Genomic DNA, 20499 nt, shown 5'->3' on the forward strand with positions numbered 1-20499 from the left:
GGGCTCGCCCAGTTCGTCCAGGAGCAGATCGCCCTCGCCCGGCCGCCCTCGGGGCCGGGCCACCGCCGCCCGGCCCCCGCGCCGGCGGCCTGCCCGGCGGCCCGCACGTCCCCGACCCCGCCGACCCCAACGGATCTGGAGACGCCGACGCGATGCCGACCTCGACGACCGCGGGAACCCCGACGTGAACGGCGCGCACACCCCGGCCGCGCACACCCCGGCCGCGCACGCCAGGACCGTGCACACCCGGATCACCGGCGTCACCGCCCACCTCCCCGAACGCACCCTCACCACCGCCCAGCTCGAAGACCGGATCGCCGCCGACAACCCCGGACTGGACTTCCCCCGCGGACTGATCGCCAAGTACAGCGGCGTCCAGCGCCGCCACGTGGCCGCCGCGACCCAGCGCCCCTCCGACCTGGCCGTCACCGCCGCGGGCAAGCTCCTCAAACGCACCGGCACCGACCCCGCCCGGATCGACTTGCTGCTGTACGCGGGGCTCAGCCTCGACTTCGTCGAGCCCGCCACCGCCCACCTGGTGGCCTGCGAGCTGGGCATGAACTGCCCGGTCTTCGAGACCCGCAACGCCTGCAACAGCGTGTGCAACGCCATCGAGGCGGCCGACGCGTTCATCGCCGCCGGCCGCTACCGCACCGTGCTGATCGTCTCCGGCGAGACCGGCACCAGGACCATGCCGCGCGTCCTGGACGGCGAGGCGGCGTTCACCGACGCCGTCGCCTCCTACACCGTCTCGGACGCCGGGGTCGCGCTGCTGCTGGAGGCCGGCGAGGAGCCCGGCCTGCTGACCCACCACACCCTCGCCCGCTCGTCGGCCTGGCCGGCCGCCACCGTCCCGATCGTCTACCGCGACGGCGACATCCGCATCGGGTCCTTCACCGTCGACGGGACGCGGCTCGCCCAGGCGTTCATCACCATCGAACGCGACACGTTCACCGGCGTCCTGACCGGGATGGGGCTGGCCTGGGACGACCTCGCCGCGGTCTGCATGCACCAGGCGAGCCTGGACAGCACCTGGAGGTTCTGCGAGTACTTCGGCGTCCCCAAGGACAAGGTCGTCGTCACCATCGCCGACCACGGCAACGTCGCCACCGCCAGCCTCCCCCTGCAACTGGCGCAGGCCACCGCCGCGGGCCGGGTGCGCGCCGGCGACCTGGTCGCGCTGATCGGCCTGGCCAGCGGCGTCAGCGTCAGCTTCATGGTGCTGCGATGGTGACCGACATCGCGGCCCTCGTGGAGGAGCAGCTGCGCGAGCGGCCCGACGTAACCGCCTGCCTCACCACCGGCCGCACGCCCACCGCGACCACCTACGCGCAGATGGCCGAGAGCGTGGACCACACCGCGCTGGTCCTGGAACGGGCGGGCCTGCGCCCCGGCACCCGCACCGTCATCCTCGTGCCGCCCGGCGACGAACTGGTGACGCTCGTCCTGGCGGTGTTCCGGATACGCGCCGTCCCGGTGGTGGTCGATCCCGGCCTCGCGCCTGCGGCGGTACGGGCGTGCCTGCGGGAGGCGGCGCCCGAGGCGTTCATCGGCGTCCCGCGGGCGCAGGCCGCCCGCCTGCTGCTCGGCTGGGCGCGCCGCGAGACGCGCGTCGCCGTCACCGTCGGGCCCCGCCGGTTCTGGCTCGGCCACACCCTCGCCGGGCTGCGCGCCGCCACACCGCCGCGCGCCGGCGACTGGACGCTGCCCACCCCCGACCGGCTCGCCGTGATCGCCTACACGTCCGGGTCCACCGGGCCGCCCAAGGGCGTGCCGCTGCGGTACCGGCATCTGGCCGCGCAGTTCGAGCTGATGGCGCCGCTGGAGGTGTGGCGGCCCGGAACACCGGTGATGTCGACGTTCCCGCCGTTCACGCTGGCCTGCGCGGCGTTCGGCGCCACCGCGGTGATCCCCGACATGGACCCGCGCCACCCCGCCCGCGCCGACCCGGCCGCGCTCGTCCGCGACCTCCGGCGGCACCGGGTCGCCGGGCTGTTCGCCGCCCCCGCGCTGCTCGACAAGATCGCCCGGTACTGCGACGCCCGCGGCGTCACGCTCGACTCGGTCACCGAGGTGCTGACCGCCGGCGCCCCCCTGCCGCTCGCGGTGGCCGAACGGCTGCGCCGCAACCTGACCGGCGAGGCGCGGCTGCTGTCGGTGTACGGGGCCACCGAGTGCATGCCGGTGGCCGCGATCGAGGCCCGCGAGCTCGCCGAGACCGGCGCCGCCACCGCGCGCGGCGACGGCACCTGCCTCGGCGCGCCGCTGCCCGGCGTCCTCGTCCGCGTCATCGGCGTCGGCGACCAGCCCGTCCACCGGTGGAGCGACGAGCTGATGGTGCCGCCCGGCACCCTCGGCGAGATCACCGTCGCCTCCCCCGCCGTCAGCGACCCCTACCTCCACCAGCCCGCGGCCACCCGCCGCGCCCGCATCGTCGACGGCGAACGGATCGTGCACCGCATGGGCGACCTCGGCCGGTTCGACGAGCGGGGACGGCTGTGGTTCGCCGGGCGCGCGTCCGAACGGGTCCGCACCGCCGACGGCGAGCTCTACACCGACCAGGTCGAGCCCGTCCTCGCCGCCGTGCCGGGCGTCCACCGCACCGCGCTGGTCGGCGTCGGACCGCCGGGCGCGCAGATCCCCGTCCTCTGCGTCGAACCCGAAGGCAAGCCCTCGCCCCGCGAACGGCGCCGCATCGCCGACGACATCTCGGCGCTGGCCGCCGAACGCCGGCCGGTCCCGGGCCTGCGCGTGCTGTTCGCCCGCCGCTTCCCCGTGGACGCCCGGCACAACTCCAAGATCCGCCGCGCCGAGCTGGCCGTCTGGGCGGCCGGCCGCCTCCCGACCGGACGGGGACGGGCATGAAGGTGCTGGTGACCGGCGGCGCCGGCTTCCTGGGGCAGGCCGTCTGCCGGCGGCTCGCCGCACGCGGCGACACCGTCGTCTCGCTGAACCGCCGCCGGTCCGCGGCCCTGGACGGCCTCGGCGTCACCCAGCACCAGGCCGACGTCCGCGACGCGGCGGCGGTACGGGCCGCGGCCGACGGGTGCGACGCGGTCGTCCACTGCGCCGCCAAGACGGTCGCGAAAGGCCCGACCCGCGAGTTCCGGCAGATCAACGTGGAGGGCACCCGCAACGTGCTGGCCGCCTGCTCCCGCATCGGCGCCCGGCTCGTCCACACCTCCTCGCCGAGCGTGGTCCACGGCGGCCGGGACCTGGAGGGCGTGGACGAGTCCGTCCCCTACTCGCGCCGCCAGCCCGACCCCTACTCCCGCACCAAGGCCGCGGCCGAAGGGCTCGTGCTGGGCGCCGCCGGACGGCTCGTGCCCGCGGTCGCGCTGCGCCCGCACATGATCTGGGGCCCCGGCGACCCGCACTTCCTGCCCCGGCTCGTCGCGCGGCACCGCCTGCTGTTCCTGCTGGGCGCGGCCGACAAGCCCGTCGACACCGTCTACATCGACAACGCCGCCGACGCCCACCTGCTGGCCCTGGACCGGCTCGGGCCCGATTCGCCGATCAACGGCCGCGTCTACTTCATCGCCCAGGGCGAGCCCTGCGGCCTGGGCGTCTGGGTCAACTCCCTGCTGGAGGCGGCCGGACTGCCCCCGGTGACGCGGCGGATGCCGGTCTGGCCAGCCCTGGCGGCGGGCGCCCTGCTGGAGTACGCGTACCGCCTGCCCGGCGTCCCCTGGGAACCGCCGCTCACCCGGTTCCTGGTGAGGCACGCGTCGACCGCGCACTGGTTCGACCTGTCCGCCGCGCGCCGCGACCTCGGCTACCGCCCGCACGTGACCACGCACGACGGCATGGCCCGCCTCGCCGTCCATCTCGCCGACCCGCACCGAGGAGCCGCACGGTGACCGACTTCCCCGAGTACCCGTTCGACTCCCACTGGTACGACCATCCGGACGGCCACGGCGTCCGCCAGCACTACCTGGACGAGGGGAACGGGGACCCCGTGCTGTTCGTGCACGGCAACCCCACCTGGAGCTACCTGTGGCGGCGCCCCGTCCTGGCCCTGCGCGACCGGTACCGCTGCGTCGCGCCCGACCACATCGGGATGGGCCTGTCCGACACCCCCGGCGAGGACCGCTACACCTACACGCTCGCCTCACGCGTCGACGACCTGGACGCGCTCACCGGGCACCTGATCGCCGAGCGGGGCGCGCCCGACCGCGGCTGGACGCTCGTGATGCACGACTGGGGCGGCCCGATCGGCATGGCCTGGGCCTGCCGCCATCCCGAACGCGTCTCCCGCCTGGTCGTCCTCAACACCGCGGCGTTCCCCAACCCCCACGGCGGCAAGGTACGGCCCGTCCTGCGCGTCCCGTTCTGGGTGCTGCGCGACACGCGCCTCGGCGAACGGCTGTTCCTGCGCCACAACGCCTTCCTCAGGCTCGCGACCTGCCCGCCGCTCGGAATGCGGCGCATGCTGCCCAAACCCGTCCGCGCGGCGTACCTCGCGCCGTACGGCACGCCCGAGCAGCGCCGCCCCATCCAGCGGTTCGTCCAGGACATCCCGCTCGGCCCCGGCGACCCCGCCTGGCCCGTCCTCCGGGACACCGGCGCATCGCTCGGCCGGTTCTCCCAGCTCCCGATGCTGATCGGCTGGGGAGGTCTCGACCCCGTCTTCGACCGGGCGTTCCTGCGCCGATGGCGCAAGCACTTCCCGGCCGCGCAGGTCCACCTCTACCGGAACGCCGGGCACTTCGTCCTGGAGGACACCGGCTACCAGTTCCTGATCGCGCTCCGCGACTTCCTGCGCGACTAGCGCCCCGGGCGGCCGCTCGCTACCCGTCCGCGCGCGGCGTCCACGCGAACGCCAGCGCGGCGCCCACGATCGCCGTCAGCGACCCGATCAGCATGCCGCCCAGGTTCGTCAGCACGAACGCCGCGAGCGCGGCCAGCACCGCGAGCACCGCGATGACCGACCGCTGGTCCACCGCGAAGCACACCGCCGCGCCCATCGCGATCAGGAACAGCCCCAGCAGGAACCCCGCGTACCCGCCCACGCCGGTGTGCACCACCAGCCGCGCCCTCACCACCGGCATGAGCATGATCTCCGCACCCGACGCCACCAGCAGGCACCCCGCCGCGAACGGCCGCCCGCGCGCCCACTCGCCGAACGCTGCGGCCCGCCGGCCCCAATCGGCTAGAAGCATGTTGGAACGTCACGTCCGATCGCCACTTTCAGCCCCTTCACCCGGAGCGTGCCGCCCGCGACCATCCACGCGTGGACCCGGACCCGTTTCACCGTGAACTCCGCGGCGCCCACGCCGTAGTCGCCGCGGGAGCCCGCCGACCCAAGCGTCCGCGCGTCCTCGTTGAGCACCAGCGACCCGAAGTCGACATCGGCCTTGACGTCGGTGGCCGAGATGCCGAGCCCGCTGACCGGCGCGGGCCGGGCGCGGTCGGCGGCGCTCAGCCGCAGCACGTAGCGGCCGAGCGGCGTGTCCACGGTCGCCGACTGGCAGAGCCCGTAGATCTCGGCCGTGCGCATCGTCAGCATCATCACCTGGTGCCTGCGGCCGTTCGCCGAACGCACCACGACCGGGTACAGCCCGAACCCCCGCCCCGAGAGCCGGTCGGCCGACACCTGCATCTGCCGGCCCGACAGCGCGAACGACACCGGCACCGCCCCCTCGGCCATCCCGAACCCCAGCACGGCCAGCGCGGCGAGCGAAGGAACCAGGAACAACGCGAACCGGCGCCACCTGACGGATCCCCGCAACGATCCACCACCTCTCGGTCACGGGGCGCACGGCGCCCCATCAACCCCGCGAGGCGGGATCCCCCCCGTCCGGCACGGGCTTCGACGCGGCCCAACGTACAACGCCCTGACCAGCCAAAACAACGCTAAGTAACCAAACCCTGTCCCCGTCCGACGCCGCCCTGACCGCCGCCGCGGGCCCGCGGGAGGCGGGCGCCGTAGTGGGTGACGGCCGCCTTGACGTTGCGCACGACCGGCGCGGTCTCGACCGCGCCGACGCCGGGAAGGGCCGCGACCTCGGTGGTGAGGTAGCGGTACAGGGCCGCGGTGTCGCGGGTGGACACGCTGGCGAGGACGTTGCCCGGCCCCGTGGTCGCCGCCGCGAACGCCACCTCGGCGTGCGTCGCCAGCGCCCGCCCGACCGCGTCGAGGTCGGCGGCCCGGGCGGTGAGCCAGAGCATCGTGCGCACCGGCAGCTCGAAGACGCGGAGGTCGACGTCCACGTCGAAGTGCAGCACGCCGCCGGCGCGCAGGTCGTGCAGCCGCCGGCGCGCGGTGCTCGCCGAGACCCGCGCGGCGGCCATCAGCTCCTCCACCGTGGCGCGGCCGTCCTCGCGCAGCACCTCCAGGATGCGCCGGTCGGCGCCGTCCAGCCGCGGGGCCGGCCCGGACGGGACGGGCAGGTGCTCGCTGAGCCGGGCGACCTGGGACGCCGTGAGCGGCCCGTGCTTGGTGAACGGCTTACCGGCTCCCCCGTCGAAGACGTGCAGGACCTGGTGGGCGCGGACGTCGAGGACGTGGCGGGTCCGCGGCAGCGCTTCGAGCAGCAGCGGATCGACGCCGTCGCCGAAGGCCGTGCAGAAGATCTCCGTCCCGCCCGAGCACAGGCTGATCCAGCTCGTGTCCGAGCGCCGGGCCAGGGCGTCGGCGATCTCCGCCGCCGCCTCCGGCGTGGCCCGCACGCGCACCGTCCACTGCACCTGGTTCACCACGGCCGGGTCGCTGAGCCCGAGCACCCGCAGCGACCGGCTCCGCCGCAGCCGGGCGTAGCGGCGGGCCACGGTCTGGTCGGAGACCCCCAGCACCTCCCCGATCCGCCGGAACGGGGCCCGCCCGTCGATCTGCAAGGCGTGCAGCAGGCCGCGGTCGAGGTCATCGAAACTGTCGAGAGTCACCATCCGGAGGATACGGGATGTCGGATCACGTCGAAGGCCGTCGGTTCCCTTCGGACCCGGGCCGGATGTTGTCGACAGTGGGCGCAGAACCCGATGGAAGGAGACTCCCATGCCGCCGACCCGCTCGTCCTGGCCGTGGTGGCCCCTGGTGGCGATCTGCCTCGGCACGTTCATGCTGCTGGTCGACGTGACGATCGTGAACGTCGCGCTGCCCGACATCGCGACGTCGCTGCACTCGTCGTTCGCCGGCCTGCAATGGGTCATCGACGGCTACGCGCTCGCGCTGGCCGCGCTGCTGATGCTCACCGGCTCGCTGGCCGACCGCTTCGGACGCCGCCGGCTCTACCTGCTCGGGCTCGCGGTGTTCACCGCCGCGTCCCTGGCCTGCGGCCTGTCGCCCAACGCCGGCGCCCTCGTCGCCGCGCGCGCCGTCCAGGGCGCCGGCGGCGCGGCCATGTTCGCCACCACCGCCGCCCTGATCGCCACCGTCTACCACGGCCGCCGCCGCGGCATCGCCTTCGGCGTGTGGGGCGCGGTCAACGGCCTCGCCGCCGCGTCCGGCCCCCTGCTCGGCGGGCTCCTCACCGAGGGGTTCGGCTGGCCCGCGATCTTCCTGGTCAACGTCCCCGTCGCCGTCGCGGCCGTGGCCCTCACCCGCGCCGTGGTCACCGAGTCCGCCGACCCCGCCGCCGGTCCCGTCGACCTGGCGGGCGCGCTGACGTTCACGGTCGCCGCGTCCGCCCTGGTCTACGGGCTGATCTCCGGCGGCGAGCACGGCTGGAGCGCCCCGCGGACCCTCGCCGCGCTGATCGGCGGGGCCTGCGCGCTCGGCGTCTTCCTCGCCGTCGAACGCGCCCGGACCGCCCCGATGCTGGACCTGCGCCTGTTCCGCCGGGGATCGTTCACGGCGCTGATGACCGCCGCGGCGGTGCTGAGCGGCGGGGCGTTCGCGCACCTGGCGTTCACCTCGATCTGGCTCCAGTCCGTGCTCGGGCTCGGCGCGATCGAGGCGGGCCTGGTCACGGTCCCGATGTCCCTCTCGGCCTTCGCGGTGTCCCTCGCCGCCGGGCGGTGGCTCCACCGCGCCTCCCCCGCCTACCCGATCGGCGGCGGGCTCGCCCTCATCGGCGCCGGCGCGCTCCTGATGACCCTCGTCGGGCCCGGCTCCGGGCCGTGGACGCTCCTCGCCGGCATGGTCACCACCGGGCTCGGCGTCGGGGCCGCCACCCCCGTCCTGGTCTCGGCGGCCCTCGCCGCCGTGCCCGCCCGCCGCGCCGGGATGGCCGGGGCCGCGGTCAACACGTTCCGCCAGCTCGGCCTCGCCGTCGGCCTCGCCGCGTTCGGCACCCTGTTCACCGCGCGGCTCTCGGCCGCCGCCTCCGCCGCCGGACTCCCGGACGGCACCGCGGCCGCCCTCGCCGGCGGCCGGGCCGCGGAGATCACCGCCCGCCGCCCCGAGCTGTCCGCGCTCGTCCGCGAAGCCTTCGCCTCCGGCCTCGACCGCGTCTTCACCGCCGCCGGCCTCACGGCCCTCGCCGCCGCGGCCCTGGTCCTCCTCCTCGTCCGCCCCGCCAGGACCGAGCCCGCCGAGCCGCCCGGGAACGACGCGCGCGAGGACCTCGCCGCCGCCCACGGCGCGGGAGACCGCCGGTGACGGGCCTCTCAGCCCAGGTCGGCGAGTTTGCGCTCCAGCACCGCACGCTCAGGCTCGTTGCCGCACAGCCGTACGGCGCGCTCCAGCTCGGAGCGCGCCTCCCCGGCACGGCCCAGGCGGATGAGCAGCTCCCCGCGGACGCTCGGCAGCAGGTGCGAACCCGGCAGCGCCCCGGCGGCCGCGAGCCCGTCCACGATCGGCAGCGCCGCGGCCGGCCCCCGCGCCATGGACACCGCCACCGCCCGGTTCAGATCGACCACCGGCGACGGCGCGAGCCGGCCGAGCGCCTCGTAGACGAGCACGACGCGCTCCCAGTCCGTCGCCTCGACCGACGGGGCGACGGCATGGCATTCGGCGATCGCCGCCTGGAGGCCGTACGCGCCCAGGCCCCGGCCCGCCCGCTCCGCGCGCGCCAGGGCCGCCCGGCCGCGGCGGATCGCGGCGCGGTCCCAGCGGCGGCGGTCCTGGTGCTCCAGCAGCACCGGCCGCCCGTCCGGCCCGGTACGGGCCGGGAACCGCGCCGCGGTCAGCTCCAGCAGCGCCAGCAGGCCGTGCACCTCGGGCTCGTCCGGCATCAGCCGGCTCAGCACCCGCGCGAGGCGCTGCGCCTCGCCCGCCAGGTCGAACCGGATCAGGTCGCCGCCCGAGCTCGCCGACGAACCCTCGGTGAAGACGAGGTAGACCACGTTGAGGACGGAGCCGAGCCGTCCGGCCCGTTCCCGCGCCGGAGGGACCTCGAACGGCACCCGGGCCGCGCCGAGCGTCCTCTTCGCCCGCGTGATCCGCGCCTGCACGGTCGCGGTCGGCACCAGGAACGCCCTGGCGATCTCGTCGCTCGTCAGGCCGCCGACCACCCTCAGCGTCAGCGCCACCCGCGCCTCCCGCGACAGCACCGGATGGCAGGAGACGAACATCAGCGCCAGCACGTCGTCGTCGATCCGGTCCGGGTCCCACGGAACGTCCGGGGCGTCCCGGACCGGATCGGCGGGCGCGCCGCCCGAGGCGGCGCCGCCCTCCCCCAGCCCGCGGGCGAGGGCGGCGTACCGCTCGTCAAGGGCCGACCGCCTGCGGAACGCGTCGATCGCCCGCCGCCGCCCGGCGGTGAGCAGCCACCCCGCGGGACTGCGCGGCACGCCGTCGCGCGGCCAGGACACCAGCGCCTCGGCCAGCGCCTCCTGCGCGAGGTCCTCGGCCAGCGCGAAGTCGCCGGTGTACCGCGCGAGCGCGCCGACGATCCGCGCCGACTCGATCCGCCAGACCGCGGCGACGGCCTCACGGCCCGTGCGGCCGGCCATCCCCCGCCCCGCTCAGAGCTGGCCGGTCGCCTCGCGCCACGCCCGCTCCTTCCGGATCCACTCGTTGTCCTGCGGGAACTCGTCGATCGTGGTGACCCTGCGGATCTCGGTCTTCAGCCCGGGCCCCGTCATCGGCGACCGCTTGGCCCACTCGACGGCCTCCTCCTTCGAGGCCACGTTGAGGATGTAGAACCCGCCGAACAGCTCCTTGGTCTCGCCGTACGGCCCGTCGGTGACCACGGGCGGCTCGGCGGAGTAGTCGACGACCACGCCCTCGGCGGCGTCGGCCAGCCCCTCCGCGGCGACCAGCACTCCGGCCCGGATCATCTCGTCGTTGTACCGGCCGACGGTCTCCAGCATCGCGCCGAAGTCGACGTCCGCCATCCCGGCGTACGCCTCCTCGGTGGCCCGCATGATCAGCATGTACTTCACGGTCGCGTCTCCCTGGCTCGTCCGGGCCCTCCCTCAGGACCCTCTCACCCCTAGGTCGAGCGGGAACGCCCCGGATCGACACGACCGCCGACCTTTCTCCGAGAACTCCGAGAACTCCGCGCCGACGGCCGTCCGCCCGCTACCGCGCCCCGGTGTCCGCTCCAGCGGAGAACCTGCGCCACTACGAAACGAGGTCCGGCGTCGGGGCGGCCGTGAACGACTCGCCGCACAACGGGGTCCGCCCCAATACCGCATGATCCGCCAAAGAGCGGTGGTCCTTAGGCGGTCCTGACGTCGGCGCTCAGGAGTGCGATGCGGCCTGCGCTGCTGGGGCATTGTGACCAGCCCACCGCTTCATTAAGCCGGACACCGCACCTCACCGGGAATATCGGCGGCGCCTGCGCCCCGCTGGTAGTGCGGAAGCCGATCAGCTCGAAGAACATTGACGGGGCATACACAGAAAGTCACTGTATCGTGACAATAAGTATTGCTGGATGATAACCAGTTTTTGACTGAGCTGTATCCAAAAACGTTGCCGTGTTGACAAACACCTCGACCCTTTTTGTAGGTCATCGACCGATTGTGGCCAGACGGCTTGTGGGTTGATCTCCAGGACCCCCAAATGGCGATGTCGGCCTGGTTTATCGGAACCGCCAAGGGCCGTGGATTTGCGCGGCCCCCTCGTCCAGCGGAGTAGTGGTGAACCCTCGACCATCGAAGCGCGCGTTCGCTCTCCTGTCCGGTTGCCTCGTCATGCTCTCGGCCGCACTGGCGACGCCGGTGGCCGCCGAGCCGCCCAGCGCACCATCTGCCTCCCCGCACACCCCCTCCCCGCGGCGGCCCGTCGCGCTGATCACTGGCGACACAGTCCTGTACGACGCAGCCTCCGGTGACGTCGTCATCAACGATCCGCGGCCCGGTATCAGCTATCGGATGACGATCGACGGCGCCAAACGTTATGTCGTCCCCAGTGACGCCCAGCCATTGGTCGCCGCCAAACTCGCTGACCGAGAACTGTTCAATGTCACCCGGCTGGCTCGTGAAGGGCTGGCGGACTCCGGCAAGCCACTGCCGGTTATCATTGACTATCGCGATCGCCGGAAAGGCAAGAAGCGTCTATCGGAGTCAACGCTTCGTCGGCACGCGAAAGCGATTCCCGGCGGCAAGACACGGCGGGCGATCGAAGGCACAGATTTGGTGTCCTTCGCCGTGGACCGGAAGAAGCGCGGAACCGCCTGGTCTGCGCTTACCAACGCCGAGGTCGCGCGCAATGGAACGAAGCCGGCGCTTCGTGGGGAAGCACGGCGACTTCTACTCGATGCCACTGTGCACGCCACCCTGGACCAAAGCGTCCCCCGGATAGGATCGCCCAAGGCTTGGGAGGCCGGTTTCAAGGGCCAGGGCGTCAAGGTGGCCGTTCTTGACACCGGCCTCGATCCCGGCCTTGACTTCGGGAACTCGGTGGTCGGCGGCAAGAGTTTCGTCCCCGGCGACACCAGTCCGCTTACGGACGGGCATGGGCACGGTACGCATGTGGCCTCCATCATCGGTGGCCGGGGGCTGGCGGGCACGCCGACGCGCAGGGGCGTCGCCCCGGAGGCCGACCTGCTCATCGGGAAGGTCTTCGACAGCCAGGGCAGTGGTCCGACGTCCGACATCATCGCCGGTATGCGATGGGCCGCCGAGGAGAAGCACGCCGACATCGTCAACATGAGCCTGGGCGGGGCCGTCGAAGACGAGAGCAGTGATGTCATGGCCCAGGCCGTGGAAGACCTGTCGGAGTCCACTGGCGCACTGTTCGTCGTCGCCGCCGGGAACTCAGGGCCGCGCGCGCAGACGATCGAATCACCGGGCATCGCCCCCTCGGCTCTGACCGTCGGCGCGGTCACCAAGTCCGACCAAGGCTGGGGTTACTCGTCGGTGGGGCCGCGTAAGAGCGACGGCGGCGTCAAGCCAGAGATCTCCGCTCCCGGTGTCGACATCGTCGCCGCCCGCGCGGAGGGCACGTCGATGGGCAACCCGGTCGACGCCAACTACACCTCCGCCTCGGGAACCTCGATGGCCACTCCGCACGTCGCCGGATCCGCCGCCCTTCTCAAGCAGCAGCACCCCGACTGGAACGGAACGCGCATCAAAGCGGCACTCGTCGGGTCGGCCAAGGACATCGGCCTCACGGCCTATCAGTCCGGCGCAGGGCGCGTCCAGGTCGACAAGGCCGTCACACAGACCGTCCTCGCGGAACCGGACACGCTGAACCTCGGTAAATCGACCAGCGAGCAGCCCCGCCAGTTCAGCAGGACCGTGACCTACAGGAACACCGGCAATGCTCCAGTGACACTCACGCTCAGCGCCTCGGCCAGGAACGCCAAAGGCGTCGTGCTCGACATCCAACTCAGCGCCTCGACGCTGACGGTCCCCGCCGAGGGGACCGGCCAGGTGCAACTCACGGCATCGACTCCTACCGGCGCCTTCGGCCGCTACCAGGGCAAGCTCATCGCCAGAACGGGCGAGCAGACCGTGACCACGGCACTCGGCCTAGAAATGGTCAAGCCCACCCGGAAGGTGACCTTCAGGGCGATCGACCGCGACGGCACCGCGCTCGGCGGTCAGGCCCTCACCGTCTTCCCGCTGGACGATCCCGACCGGGAATCGGCGGAGTATGTTTTGAACGGCAACGGTGCGCTGTATCTGCCGGAAGGACGGTACGCCTTCGGGCTCAACGGGCGGCTCGGTGCCACGGGAGCCACCGGCGCGGGCGATATGTATGCCATCCATCCGGAGATGCGCATCGTTAGCGACGTGACGGTCGATTTCGACGCCCGAAAGACCACACCCATCCGTGTGAACACCGCGAACCCGAGCCTCATGGCGAAATCGGGTCTCAGTTGGCTGCGCACCTCTGACGACCACGCGCCGATGGGCGTCAGCACGTTGAATGCCGCCGAACAGGTGTACGTTCTGCCGACCTCCACACCGCTGACTACCGGCACCTTCAGCTTCGGGTACTACGGCCAGTGGCTCAAGCCCCAGGTCACACTGGATTACGGCAACCTCAGACAGCACGCCACCTACCTTGCCTTCGACCGTGAGTTCGCGACACGCTTGGAGCCCAAGCTGGAGATGTTCGCGGCAGGCCAGTACCAGGCCGGCCTGGTCTACGCAGGTGACGGCGGTCCCGGGCAACTGCCCGCCCAGGGCGGCGGAAGAGTCGCGCTCATCCAGCGCCCCGCAACGGGAGAGGCCGGGACCACCCTCGCCCGGCGATTGAAGGACGCAGGCTACGCCGGGCCCTCGTCCTCGATGCACGCGACGGGTACGACAGCCGCACCGAGCTTGCCGCCGGCGGAGAGATCCTGCCGGTCGCCACGCTGTCCCGAGCGGACGGCCTCGCACTGCTGCGGGCCACCGGGCTTCAGGTCGGGCAGTCGGCCGAGATCCGGCTGACCAGCTCTCCCAAGCTCGACGAGGTGTGGAACGTCGCCAAGTTCTGGCGCGGCCAGATCCCGAGCGATCCCCAGATCACCATGACCGCCTCCAACACCGCCGTGCGCAACGTCGTCCTGCCTGCGACCAAGGCTTCACGGCACTTCGAGACCAATGTTCCAAGCCCCACCGACATGCGGCACAGCATCCAGGTGTCGGGATACGGATACTGGGGCCGATCACCAGACGAGAGTATTATCCGGTCGATTCCGGTCTGCGCTGGCAACGCGCCGTGATGCCCTACGACGACACCCAGGCGTACTGGGCATGGACGCGCTGGGACAGCTTCGCGGAAGGCTCCTCGCGCACCGAGACCCGGGGCGCCGCGCCGATGCGGCCCGGGCAGTACGCACGGTCGAATCGACCGAGGGAAGGCTTCGGCGCTCGTCCCACACCCCTTTTCTTGGGTCGGCAAGGCAACACCCTCTACTCGGCGCCGGTGATCCTTGGCGGGGAGGGCCACAGTGAGATGGGCGGCCCCGCCCTCTCCGACAACGGGACTATGGCTCCGGGCACCTCCCTGACCGCGACGCTCAGTCGTGGCGGGACCGCGGTGCAGCCCCGCGTCGACCCGGAGACGAAACTGCCGTTGTACGACGTGCCGTCCGATGACTCGACATACCAGTACCGGCTGGTCTACAAGTCGCCGCTCCCTCGGTTCACCGACTACGAAGTGGACACCACCTGGGAGTTCACTTCGAAAGCCCCCGGCGGTGACGCGGCTCCGTCCGGGTATGCCTGCGGAGACGCCGGCAGTCCGAACACCGAGGGCTGCGCCGCCACGCCCCTGCTGCTCCTGGATTACTCGCTGCCGCACGACATCGGCTATACGATCCCTGCCAACACCATCACGTCACTTCATGTGAACGGCTACCACCAGCCGGGCGCAGCCCAGTCAGGACTGACCGGGGTGCAGACCTCGGCGTCCTACGACGGCGGCGAGACGTGGCAGCCGGTGTCCACCACCCGCAGCTCGGGCGATGACTTCGTCGCCGCCCTTAGCACCCCCAACCAGCCCGGCGTCAAGGTCACTCTGCGCTTCACGGCTCAGGACTCGGTCGGCAAAGCCGTCAGCCAGACGTTCAAGAACGTCGTCACACTGCGTGAAAGCCACGGGATCGCCGCGGGCAGCAACCACACCGTCGCCGTCAAGAACGACGGCACGCTATGGGCTTGGGGCGCCAACTCCACCGGTCAGCTCGGCAACGCGAGCACGGTCAGCAGCAGCACCCCCGTGCGGGTCAACGGGCTGACCGGGGTCGCCAGGACGTCCGGCAGCATCGCGGCCGGAGACCATCACTCCCTGGCGGTGAAGTCCGATGGAACGGTATGGGCGTGGGGTGCCAACAACCAGGGACAGCTCGGTGACGGGACCACGACCACAAGGGCGAGCCCCATTCGAGTCAGCGGCCTCGACCAGGTGACTGCGGTCGCGACCCGGCGCGACCTGTCACTGGCCCTCAAAGGCGACGGGACCGTATGGAGCTGGGGCAATGGCACATCCGTCGCCAGCAAGGTCAGCGGCCTCAGCGACATCAAGAGCCTGGCCGCAGGGTTCAACCACTCTTTGGCGGTCAAGTCGGATGGCACAGTCTGGGCTTGGGGCTTGAACCAGAACGGGCAGCTCGGCGACGGCACCACCACCGCGAGGAGCGCACCCGTCCAGGTGAGCGGGCTATCAGGCGTCTCCACGCGTCCGGATGCAGTCGCCGCCGGAGTGACTCACTCGCTCGCCGTGAAAACCGATGGCAGTGTGTGGGCTTGGGGTGGCAACTCCAATGGCCAGCTCGGCGACGGCACCACCATCCAGCACAACACTCCCATCCGGGTAAGCGAGCTGACCGGGGTGGGCAGCGTGGGGGCCGGAATCTGGCACAGTCTGGCCCTCCGTCCCGGCAGCGGCATCTACGCGTGGGGACGGAATGACGCCGGCCAGCTCGGTAGCGGTTCCACAGAAGGGAACTCCGCGACTCCTGTCGAAATACCCGGGCTCACCGCTGGAACAGGCATCACCGGCGGCACCGGACACTCGGCCTGCATCCGGCCAGACGGATCGGTGTGGACGTGGGGCTCTAACAACAGCGGCCAACTCGGTGTTGGAGGCATTACCGACACCAACAAGCCCGTCCAGGTCAACGGCCTCCCGTAAGCGGTGCCCCGGGCGTTCCTCTGGAACGCCCGGGGCACGGCAGCACTTTGTTCGAGAACAACTCGCACACGGTTCCAGCAGCGGAGGTCCTGGTGCTCCAGCGGTACGCCACGGGCCCCGACCTTTTTCCTGAGGGCTGCACGCCGGTGGACTCCGCGACGGCGGCCGTTCGTTACTGCGCCCCAGCGTCCTCGACGATGCCCCAGCGCCCGACATCGTTGTACGACGAGTCGTACACGACCGAACCGGCGCCGGGCCTCATCTCGTAGTGCCGCACGTTCCCGCCCCAATACCGCATGATCCGCCCCAGCTCCTCGACGGCGTGGCCGTCGAAGGCCGTCTCACCCATGTCGACTTCAAGAAAGAACTTCACCCACCGCTCCTTTCTGGACCGCTCTCCGCTAGGTTCAATCATCTCATTGAAGTGCTAATTGAACCTTTCGGCGGCAGATGTGGCGGTTGTGGGGAGGAAGAGCGAAAGAAAGCCTCAAACTCAGGTCCTTCGACGGTCGGGCGGGCGGGGTTTCAGTTCGGGGGCGGGGGCGTCGGTGACGATCTGGGGCATGCGCTCGTCGTAGCCGGTCTCGGGGTTGACGATCCGTCCGGCGGCCCACCAGTTCTCGCTGTTCGTCTCGACCACGCACAGCAGGATGTCCTCCTCCAGCACGTCCGCGAGCAGCCGGAGGTTCTCGCGGACGGCCGCGAACAGGTCCGCCTTCACCCCGGGTTCGCGGTGGTTGAGGAACAACTGGATGGCCAGCGTGCGGTCGCCGCACTCGATCCCGAAGAACACGGGCTGCATCTGGCCGTTCTCGGGCTTGAGTTCGAGGATGAAGTGGAACTGGTCGCCCTCCGGATCTTCAGCACGTCCACCATGGACCGGTGGATGCCCAGCGAGACGTTCCGGCGGTGCTCGGGGGTCGTTCCCTCGCGCACGTAGACGTTGTCCCGGCAGGTGGCCGTGCTGGAGCAGCAGGCGTCCGGCGCCAGGCTCTTCGACCGCCACCCCGGCGGCGTGCGGCTCACCGCAGCAGGCCGCGCCCTGCTGCGGCACGCCGTCGTCGCGCTGGACGCGCTCGACGCGGCCGACCGGGAGCTGCGCGGCGCGGAGGGCGAGGACGGCCGCGTCCGGCTCGGGTTCTCCCCCTCAGCGTCGGGGCGGTGATCGTGTCCCGCGCGCTGGCGGCCCTGCGCCGCGAACACCCCCACGTCCGGGTGTCCACGCGGGAGGGCACCGCGCCCTCGCTGGTACGGGTGCTGCGCAGCGGCACCCTCGACCTCGCCCTGCTCTCCTCCCGGCCGCCGCACCGCTCCCCCCGACACCGACGACCCGCCGCTGCGTGCCGAGCCGCTGCTGGAGGTCCGCCTGGCGGTGGCCGTGCCGGCGGGCGGCCGGTTCGCCGGACGCGACACCGTCGCCGCCGAGGAGATCGCCGGCGAGCCCCGGATCTCCAGCCCGGCCACCGCGGACGAGCCGCTGCTCGGCGTCTGGCCCGGCCTGCCGGGACGGCCGCGGACCTGCCATGCCGTCCGCGACTGGCTCACCAAACTGCACCTGGTCGCCGCCGGAGCGGGCGTCACCACCGCCCCGTCGACGCTGCTCCCCGCCGTCCCGCCCGGCGTGCGGCTCGTCGTGGTCGAAGGCGTCACCGAGGAGGTGAGGCGCGTCAGCCTCGTCCGGCCGCCCGGCCCCGCCACGGCCTCCACGAACGCGCTGGTCCGCGCCCTCAGGCAGGAGGCCGCCGAACTCGCCGACTGAGCGGTTCGGCTCCGGTCACGACGAACGCGCCGACGCCTTCTCCAGGTCCGCGCTTTCGGTCAGGGCCTGGTTGGCGTCGATCTCCTGGCGGACGCGGTCCATGCGGGCGCGTGCTCCGGCCAGGGCGTCCGAGCCGAGCAGCAGGCGCAGCGGCGGCGCGTCCGCGTCCACGACCGCGGCGATCGCGGCGGCGGCCCGGACCGGGTCTCCGGGCTGGCGGCCGGACACCGCCAGGGTGGAGTCGCGGCGCTTGCCCGCGGTCTGCTCGTAGTCGTCCAGGCGGACGGGCGACTGCTGCATCGAGGCCCCCGCCCACCGCGTGCGCAGGCCGCCGGGCTCGACGATCGTCACCGCGATCCCGAGCGGCGCGACCTCCGCCGCGAGCGACTCCGACAGCCCTTCGACGGCGAACTTGGTGGCGTGGTAGTACCCGGTCGCGGCGAAGGCCGCCAGGCCGCCGAAGGACGAGACGTTGACGATCCGGCCCGCGCGGCGGGCCCGCATACCGGGCAGCACCGCCTTGAGCACCGTCACCACGCCGTGCACGTTGGTGTCGAAGAGCGCGCGGACCGCGGGGTCCTCGCCCTCCTCGATCGCGGCCAGGTAGCCGTACCCGGCGTTGTTGACCAGGACGTCGACGCGGCCGAACTCAGCCTCGCACGCCCGGACGGCCGCGTTCACCGAGGCGGGGTCGGTGACGTCCAGCGCCAGCGCCAGCGCCCGGCCGGGGTGGCGGGCGGCGAGATCGGTCACGGTATCGCGGTCGCGGGCGGTGACGGCCACCCGGTCGCCGCGTTCGAGGGCGTGTTCGGCCAGGGCGCGGCCCAGGCCGCTGGAGCATCCGGTGATCATCCACACCGGGGTACGGGTTGTTTCGTTCGACATGCCGCCATCCTCACCGCCCCGCTCGGAACGTGCCATTCCCTCCTGAGGGTGGCTCTCGCAGGGTCAGCCTCCGGGGCGGCCGAGGGCGGGGCCCCGCCGACCAGCGGTAAAGTCGTCGGGTGGGTAGTGGCAACGAGCTCGGCTCCTTCCTGCGCAGCCGCAGGGAGAAGGTCGACGCGGCCTCCGCCGGTGTCGTGAGCACCACCCGGCGGCGGGTCAAGGGGCTCCGCCGTGAGGAGCTGGCGCTGCTGGCCGGAGTCAGCCCGTCCTACTACACCAGGATCGAGCAGGGACGCGACCGGCACCCCTCCCGCGAGATCCTTGAGGCCCTGGCCCGCGCGCTGCGGCTGGACGATACCGAGCGGTCCTACCTGTGGTCCCTGGCGATGCCGTCGCTGGACCCGGCCGACGGCGCCGCCGCGCTCACCCGTTCCGTACGGCCTGGGGTGCTGCACCTGCTGGAGCGGTGGGCCGACCTGCCCGCCTTCGTCGTCGGCCCGCGCCGCGACGTCCTCGCCGGCACACCCCTGGCCGCCCGGGTCAACCCGGCCTGGAGCCCGGGCCGCAACCTGATCGAGTTCACCTTCCTCGACCCCCGCGCGCGGGACGTCTACCCCGACTGGACCGAGATCACCGTGCAGGCCGTCGCGGGCCTGCGCGCCACCGTGGCGGCGCGCCGTACGGAGCTGGACGGCTTCGTGGCGAGCATGCGCGCCCGCAGCGAGACGTTCCGGTCGCTGTGGGACTCCCACGAGGTGTACGACCGGGTGGTCGGCCACAAGAGGCTGCGCGTCGACGGGGTCGGCGTCCTGCGCCTGGACTTCGAGACCCTCTCCCTCGCCGGCCCCGAAGGACACGTTCTGTACGTGTACTTCCCCGAGCCGGGCAGTCCGGACGACCGGGTCCTGCGCGACCTGGCCTGAGGCGCGGCTCACGCCGTGGCCGACGCGCCGGGCGCGGAGGCCGGCCTCGGCCGGGGCGCGGCCGCGAGCCGCTGGGACCGCACCGCCAGGATGATCATGACCGCCGGGATCAGGATGTCGTTGGCGAGGACGCCCCCGGTGTTGCCGGGGGCGTGGTCGCCGTTGGCGAACCACTGGTAGAGGTGGCCGACCACGGCACCCCAGAGGAACATCCCGCCGCCGAGCCCGATGGTGATGCGCTCGCGCGCCGAGGCGGAGGCGGCGCGGAAGCCCATGACGGCCAGCCCGAGGTTGGCGAAGGCGATCTCGAACAGGAAGGGCGTCCGGTGGAAGCCGATCGCGGTGGCCATGACGTCCGGGAAGGCGAGGAACGCGACCGTCATCCACAGGCTGCCGATGCCGAACGCGCCGATGGCCCACCAGCGCTGCCAGATCTCCAGCCGTTCCCGGGGGAGGTGGCGCGGCGGGCCCGCAGGTGGGCGCCGATGGCCGGGACCGCGATCCAGACCAGGGGAAAGGCCGACTGGGCGAGGTAACTGACGTTGTCCATGCCCTCAATCTTGCGCAGTTAATATTAACTTGTCAACACACTGCTATGCTGGCTCCGTGGACGAAGGACTCGCAGACCTGCTGCACCGCGTGGTCATGCTGCTGGGCGAGGCGACCCGGCGGCGCACCGACGACCGGGACGGCCTCACCTACAGCCAGATACGGCTGCTGGGAACGCTGGAGGACATCGAGCCGGCGACGCAGCACCGGCTGGCGCAGGCGCTGTCGGTGTCCGACCCCGCGATCAGCCGGGCGCTGCGACCGCTCGAAGCGGACGGCCTGGTCCAGGTCACCGTCGACCCCGCACACGCGCGCCGGCGCCTGGTCAGGCTCACCGACGCGGGCCGCAACGCCTTCCACACCGCCGGAAAGCCGCTCTACGACGAGTTCCGCGCCAAGCTCGTCGCGGCCGGCTTCCCCTACGACCGCTACCTCGAAGACACCCTCCGGCTGGCCGATCTCCTCACGCCCGACTGAGGGCACCG

General features: G+C 72.3%; 20 protein-coding genes and 2 pseudogenes. 13 read left to right on the plus strand and 9 right to left on the minus strand.

Features of this window, described 5'->3' with window-relative positions:
• Nucleotides 1-184 precede the first annotated feature (184 nt).
• Genes GEV43_RS55625 through GEV43_RS41410 form a run of 4 tightly spaced genes read left to right on the plus strand, consistent with a single transcriptional unit; the run spans nucleotide 185 to nucleotide 4771 of the window.
• Nucleotides 185-1234 carry a 3-oxoacyl-[acyl-carrier-protein] synthase III C-terminal domain-containing protein gene (locus tag GEV43_RS55625; protein ID WP_309240262.1) on the plus strand — a complete coding sequence of 350 codons (1050 nt, stop codon included), beginning with the start codon at nucleotides 185-187 and terminating at the stop codon, nucleotides 1232-1234.
• Nucleotides 1228-2865, plus strand: coding sequence for a fatty acid CoA ligase family protein (locus GEV43_RS52590; RefSeq protein WP_160826964.1), 1638 nt, complete (start codon nucleotides 1228-1230; stop codon nucleotides 2863-2865). Before GEV43_RS55625 ends, GEV43_RS52590 begins: the two co-directional genes overlap by 7 nt.
• A complete protein-coding gene (locus GEV43_RS41405) occupies nucleotides 2862-3860 on the plus strand; it encodes an NAD-dependent epimerase/dehydratase family protein (protein ID WP_160826164.1) in 999 nt (332 codons plus the stop codon). Before GEV43_RS52590 ends, GEV43_RS41405 begins: the two co-directional genes overlap by 4 nt.
• Nucleotides 3857-4771, plus strand: coding sequence for an alpha/beta fold hydrolase (locus GEV43_RS41410; RefSeq protein ID WP_160826165.1), 915 nt, complete (start codon nucleotides 3857-3859; stop codon nucleotides 4769-4771). Before GEV43_RS41405 ends, GEV43_RS41410 begins: the two co-directional genes overlap by 4 nt.
• A 19-nt stretch (nucleotides 4772-4790) precedes the next feature.
• Here the strand turns inward: GEV43_RS41410 and GEV43_RS41415 are convergent, their stop codons facing one another.
• From GEV43_RS41415 to GEV43_RS41425, 3 genes are all read right to left on the minus strand, one after another.
• Nucleotides 4791-5162, minus strand: a complete 372-nt coding sequence (locus GEV43_RS41415) for a DUF6114 domain-containing protein (protein ID WP_160826166.1) — start codon at nucleotides 5160-5162, stop codon at nucleotides 4791-4793.
• On the minus strand, nucleotides 5153-5698 hold the full coding sequence (locus tag GEV43_RS41420; RefSeq protein ID WP_160826167.1) for a DUF6230 family protein: 546 nt from the start codon (nucleotides 5696-5698) through the stop codon (nucleotides 5153-5155). Before GEV43_RS41420 ends, GEV43_RS41415 begins: the two co-directional genes overlap by 10 nt.
• A gap of 158 nt (nucleotides 5699-5856) precedes the next feature.
• Entirely contained in the window at nucleotides 5857-6888 is a 1032-nt protein-coding gene (locus GEV43_RS41425) for an AsnC family transcriptional regulator (RefSeq protein WP_160826168.1), read from the minus strand.
• Nucleotides 6889-6994: 106 nt separating this feature from the next.
• Here GEV43_RS41425 and GEV43_RS41430 point away from each other — a divergent pair, with 106 nt between their 5' ends.
• On the plus strand, nucleotides 6995-8539 hold the full coding sequence (locus tag GEV43_RS41430; RefSeq protein WP_160826169.1) for an MFS transporter: 1545 nt from the start codon (nucleotides 6995-6997) through the stop codon (nucleotides 8537-8539).
• A gap of 8 nt (nucleotides 8540-8547) precedes the next feature.
• On the opposite strand, the gene GEV43_RS41435 is transcribed toward GEV43_RS41430, so the two are convergent.
• Nucleotides 8548-9834, minus strand: coding sequence for an RNA polymerase sigma factor (locus tag GEV43_RS41435; RefSeq protein ID WP_160826170.1), 1287 nt, complete (start codon nucleotides 9832-9834; stop codon nucleotides 8548-8550).
• A 12-nt stretch (nucleotides 9835-9846) separates the two neighbouring features.
• Entirely contained in the window at nucleotides 9847-10266 is a 420-nt protein-coding gene (locus GEV43_RS41440) for a YciI family protein (protein ID WP_160826171.1), read from the minus strand.
• Between the two features lie 699 nt (nucleotides 10267-10965).
• Here GEV43_RS41440 and GEV43_RS41445 point away from each other — a divergent pair.
• Genes GEV43_RS41445 through GEV43_RS41455 form a run of 3 tightly spaced genes read left to right on the plus strand, consistent with a single transcriptional unit; the run spans nucleotide 10966 to nucleotide 15898 of the window.
• Nucleotides 10966-13710: a S8 family serine peptidase gene (locus GEV43_RS41445; protein ID WP_160826172.1), complete on the plus strand. Its 2745-nt coding sequence runs from the start codon at nucleotides 10966-10968 to the stop codon at nucleotides 13708-13710.
• Nucleotides 13711-13733: 23 nt separating this feature from the next.
• Nucleotides 13734-13985 (plus strand): hypothetical protein, encoded by a 252-nt coding sequence (locus GEV43_RS41450; protein WP_160826173.1) that lies wholly within the window; start codon nucleotides 13734-13736, stop codon nucleotides 13983-13985.
• Complete coding sequence (locus GEV43_RS41455) at nucleotides 13985-15898, plus strand: hypothetical protein (protein WP_160826174.1); 1914 nt, start codon at nucleotides 13985-13987, stop codon at nucleotides 15896-15898. Before GEV43_RS41450 ends, GEV43_RS41455 begins: the two co-directional genes overlap by 1 nt.
• A gap of 172 nt (nucleotides 15899-16070) precedes the next feature.
• Here the strand turns inward: GEV43_RS41455 and GEV43_RS47090 are convergent, their stop codons facing one another.
• Both GEV43_RS47090 and GEV43_RS52595 read right to left on the minus strand, forming a co-directional pair.
• Nucleotides 16071-16271: a hypothetical protein gene (locus GEV43_RS47090; protein ID WP_164717273.1), complete on the minus strand. Its 201-nt coding sequence runs from the start codon at nucleotides 16269-16271 to the stop codon at nucleotides 16071-16073.
• A gap of 120 nt (nucleotides 16272-16391) precedes the next feature.
• Entirely contained in the window at nucleotides 16392-16904 is a 513-nt protein-coding gene (locus GEV43_RS52595) for a tautomerase family protein (protein WP_206681651.1), read from the minus strand.
• On the opposite strand from GEV43_RS52595, the gene GEV43_RS48775 reads away from it, so the two are divergent.
• The 3 genes and pseudogenes from GEV43_RS48775 to GEV43_RS48780 all read left to right on the plus strand — a co-directional run.
• Nucleotides 16842-17063: a LysR family transcriptional regulator gene (locus tag GEV43_RS48775; protein ID WP_302931429.1), complete on the plus strand. Its 222-nt coding sequence runs from the start codon at nucleotides 16842-16844 to the stop codon at nucleotides 17061-17063. The two genes, GEV43_RS52595 and GEV43_RS48775, sit on opposite strands and share 63 nt — an antisense overlap.
• Before the next feature lie 2 nt (nucleotides 17064-17065).
• Nucleotides 17066-17137 (plus strand): annotated as a pseudogene (locus GEV43_RS56765) (hypothetical protein); the annotation flags it as partial.
• An 85-nt stretch (nucleotides 17138-17222) separates the two neighbouring features.
• Nucleotides 17223-17657 (plus strand): annotated as a pseudogene (locus tag GEV43_RS48780) (LysR substrate-binding domain-containing protein); the annotation flags it as partial.
• Nucleotides 17658-17672: 15 nt separating this feature from the next.
• Here the strand turns inward: GEV43_RS48780 and GEV43_RS41470 are convergent.
• Nucleotides 17673-18542, minus strand: coding sequence for an oxidoreductase (locus tag GEV43_RS41470; protein WP_160826175.1), 870 nt, complete (start codon nucleotides 18540-18542; stop codon nucleotides 17673-17675).
• Nucleotides 18543-18661: 119 nt separating this feature from the next.
• Between GEV43_RS41470 and GEV43_RS41475 the strand changes: the two genes are divergently transcribed.
• Nucleotides 18662-19465, plus strand: a complete 804-nt coding sequence (locus tag GEV43_RS41475; protein WP_160826176.1) for a helix-turn-helix domain-containing protein — start codon at nucleotides 18662-18664, stop codon at nucleotides 19463-19465.
• 8 nt (nucleotides 19466-19473) lie between these two features.
• Here GEV43_RS41475 and GEV43_RS41480 read toward each other — a convergent pair whose 3' ends face one another.
• Complete coding sequence (locus tag GEV43_RS41480; protein ID WP_309240361.1) at nucleotides 19474-19971, minus strand: DUF6790 family protein; 498 nt, start codon at nucleotides 19969-19971, stop codon at nucleotides 19474-19476.
• A 100-nt stretch (nucleotides 19972-20071) separates the two neighbouring features.
• Between GEV43_RS41480 and GEV43_RS41485 the strand changes: the two genes are divergently transcribed.
• Complete coding sequence (locus GEV43_RS41485; RefSeq protein WP_160826177.1) at nucleotides 20072-20491, plus strand: MarR family transcriptional regulator; 420 nt, start codon at nucleotides 20072-20074, stop codon at nucleotides 20489-20491.
• The last annotated feature ends 8 nt before the right edge of the window (nucleotides 20492-20499 follow it).

It is taken from the genome of Actinomadura sp. J1-007, from assembly GCF_009793335.1.
Taxonomy (GTDB): Bacteria; Actinomycetota; Actinomycetes; order Streptosporangiales; family Streptosporangiaceae; genus Spirillospora; species Spirillospora yumaensis.

Excerpts from the sequence above, each read along its gene's own strand:
- GEV43_RS41405 (WP_160826164.1), top strand. The coding sequence starts at position 2,862 with ATGAAGGTGCTGGTGACCGGCGGCGCCGGCTTCCTGGGGCAGGCCGTC.
- GEV43_RS41415 (WP_160826166.1), bottom strand. The coding sequence starts at position 5,162 with ATGCTTCTAGCCGATTGGGGCCGGCGGGCCGCAGCGTTCGGCGAGTGG.
- GEV43_RS41425 (WP_160826168.1), bottom strand. The coding sequence starts at position 6,888 with ATGGTGACTCTCGACAGTTTCGATGACCTCGACCGCGGCCTGCTGCAC.
- GEV43_RS41435 (WP_160826170.1), bottom strand. The coding sequence starts at position 9,834 with ATGGCCGGCCGCACGGGCCGTGAGGCCGTCGCCGCGGTCTGGCGGATC.
- GEV43_RS41455 (WP_160826174.1), top strand. The coding sequence starts at position 13,985 with ATGCCCTACGACGACACCCAGGCGTACTGGGCATGGACGCGCTGGGAC.
- GEV43_RS52590 (WP_160826964.1), top strand. The coding sequence starts at position 1,228 with ATGGTGACCGACATCGCGGCCCTCGTGGAGGAGCAGCTGCGCGAGCGG.
- GEV43_RS41430 (WP_160826169.1), top strand. The coding sequence starts at position 6,995 with ATGCCGCCGACCCGCTCGTCCTGGCCGTGGTGGCCCCTGGTGGCGATC.
- GEV43_RS41470 (WP_160826175.1), bottom strand. The coding sequence starts at position 18,542 with ATGTCGAACGAAACAACCCGTACCCCGGTGTGGATGATCACCGGATGC.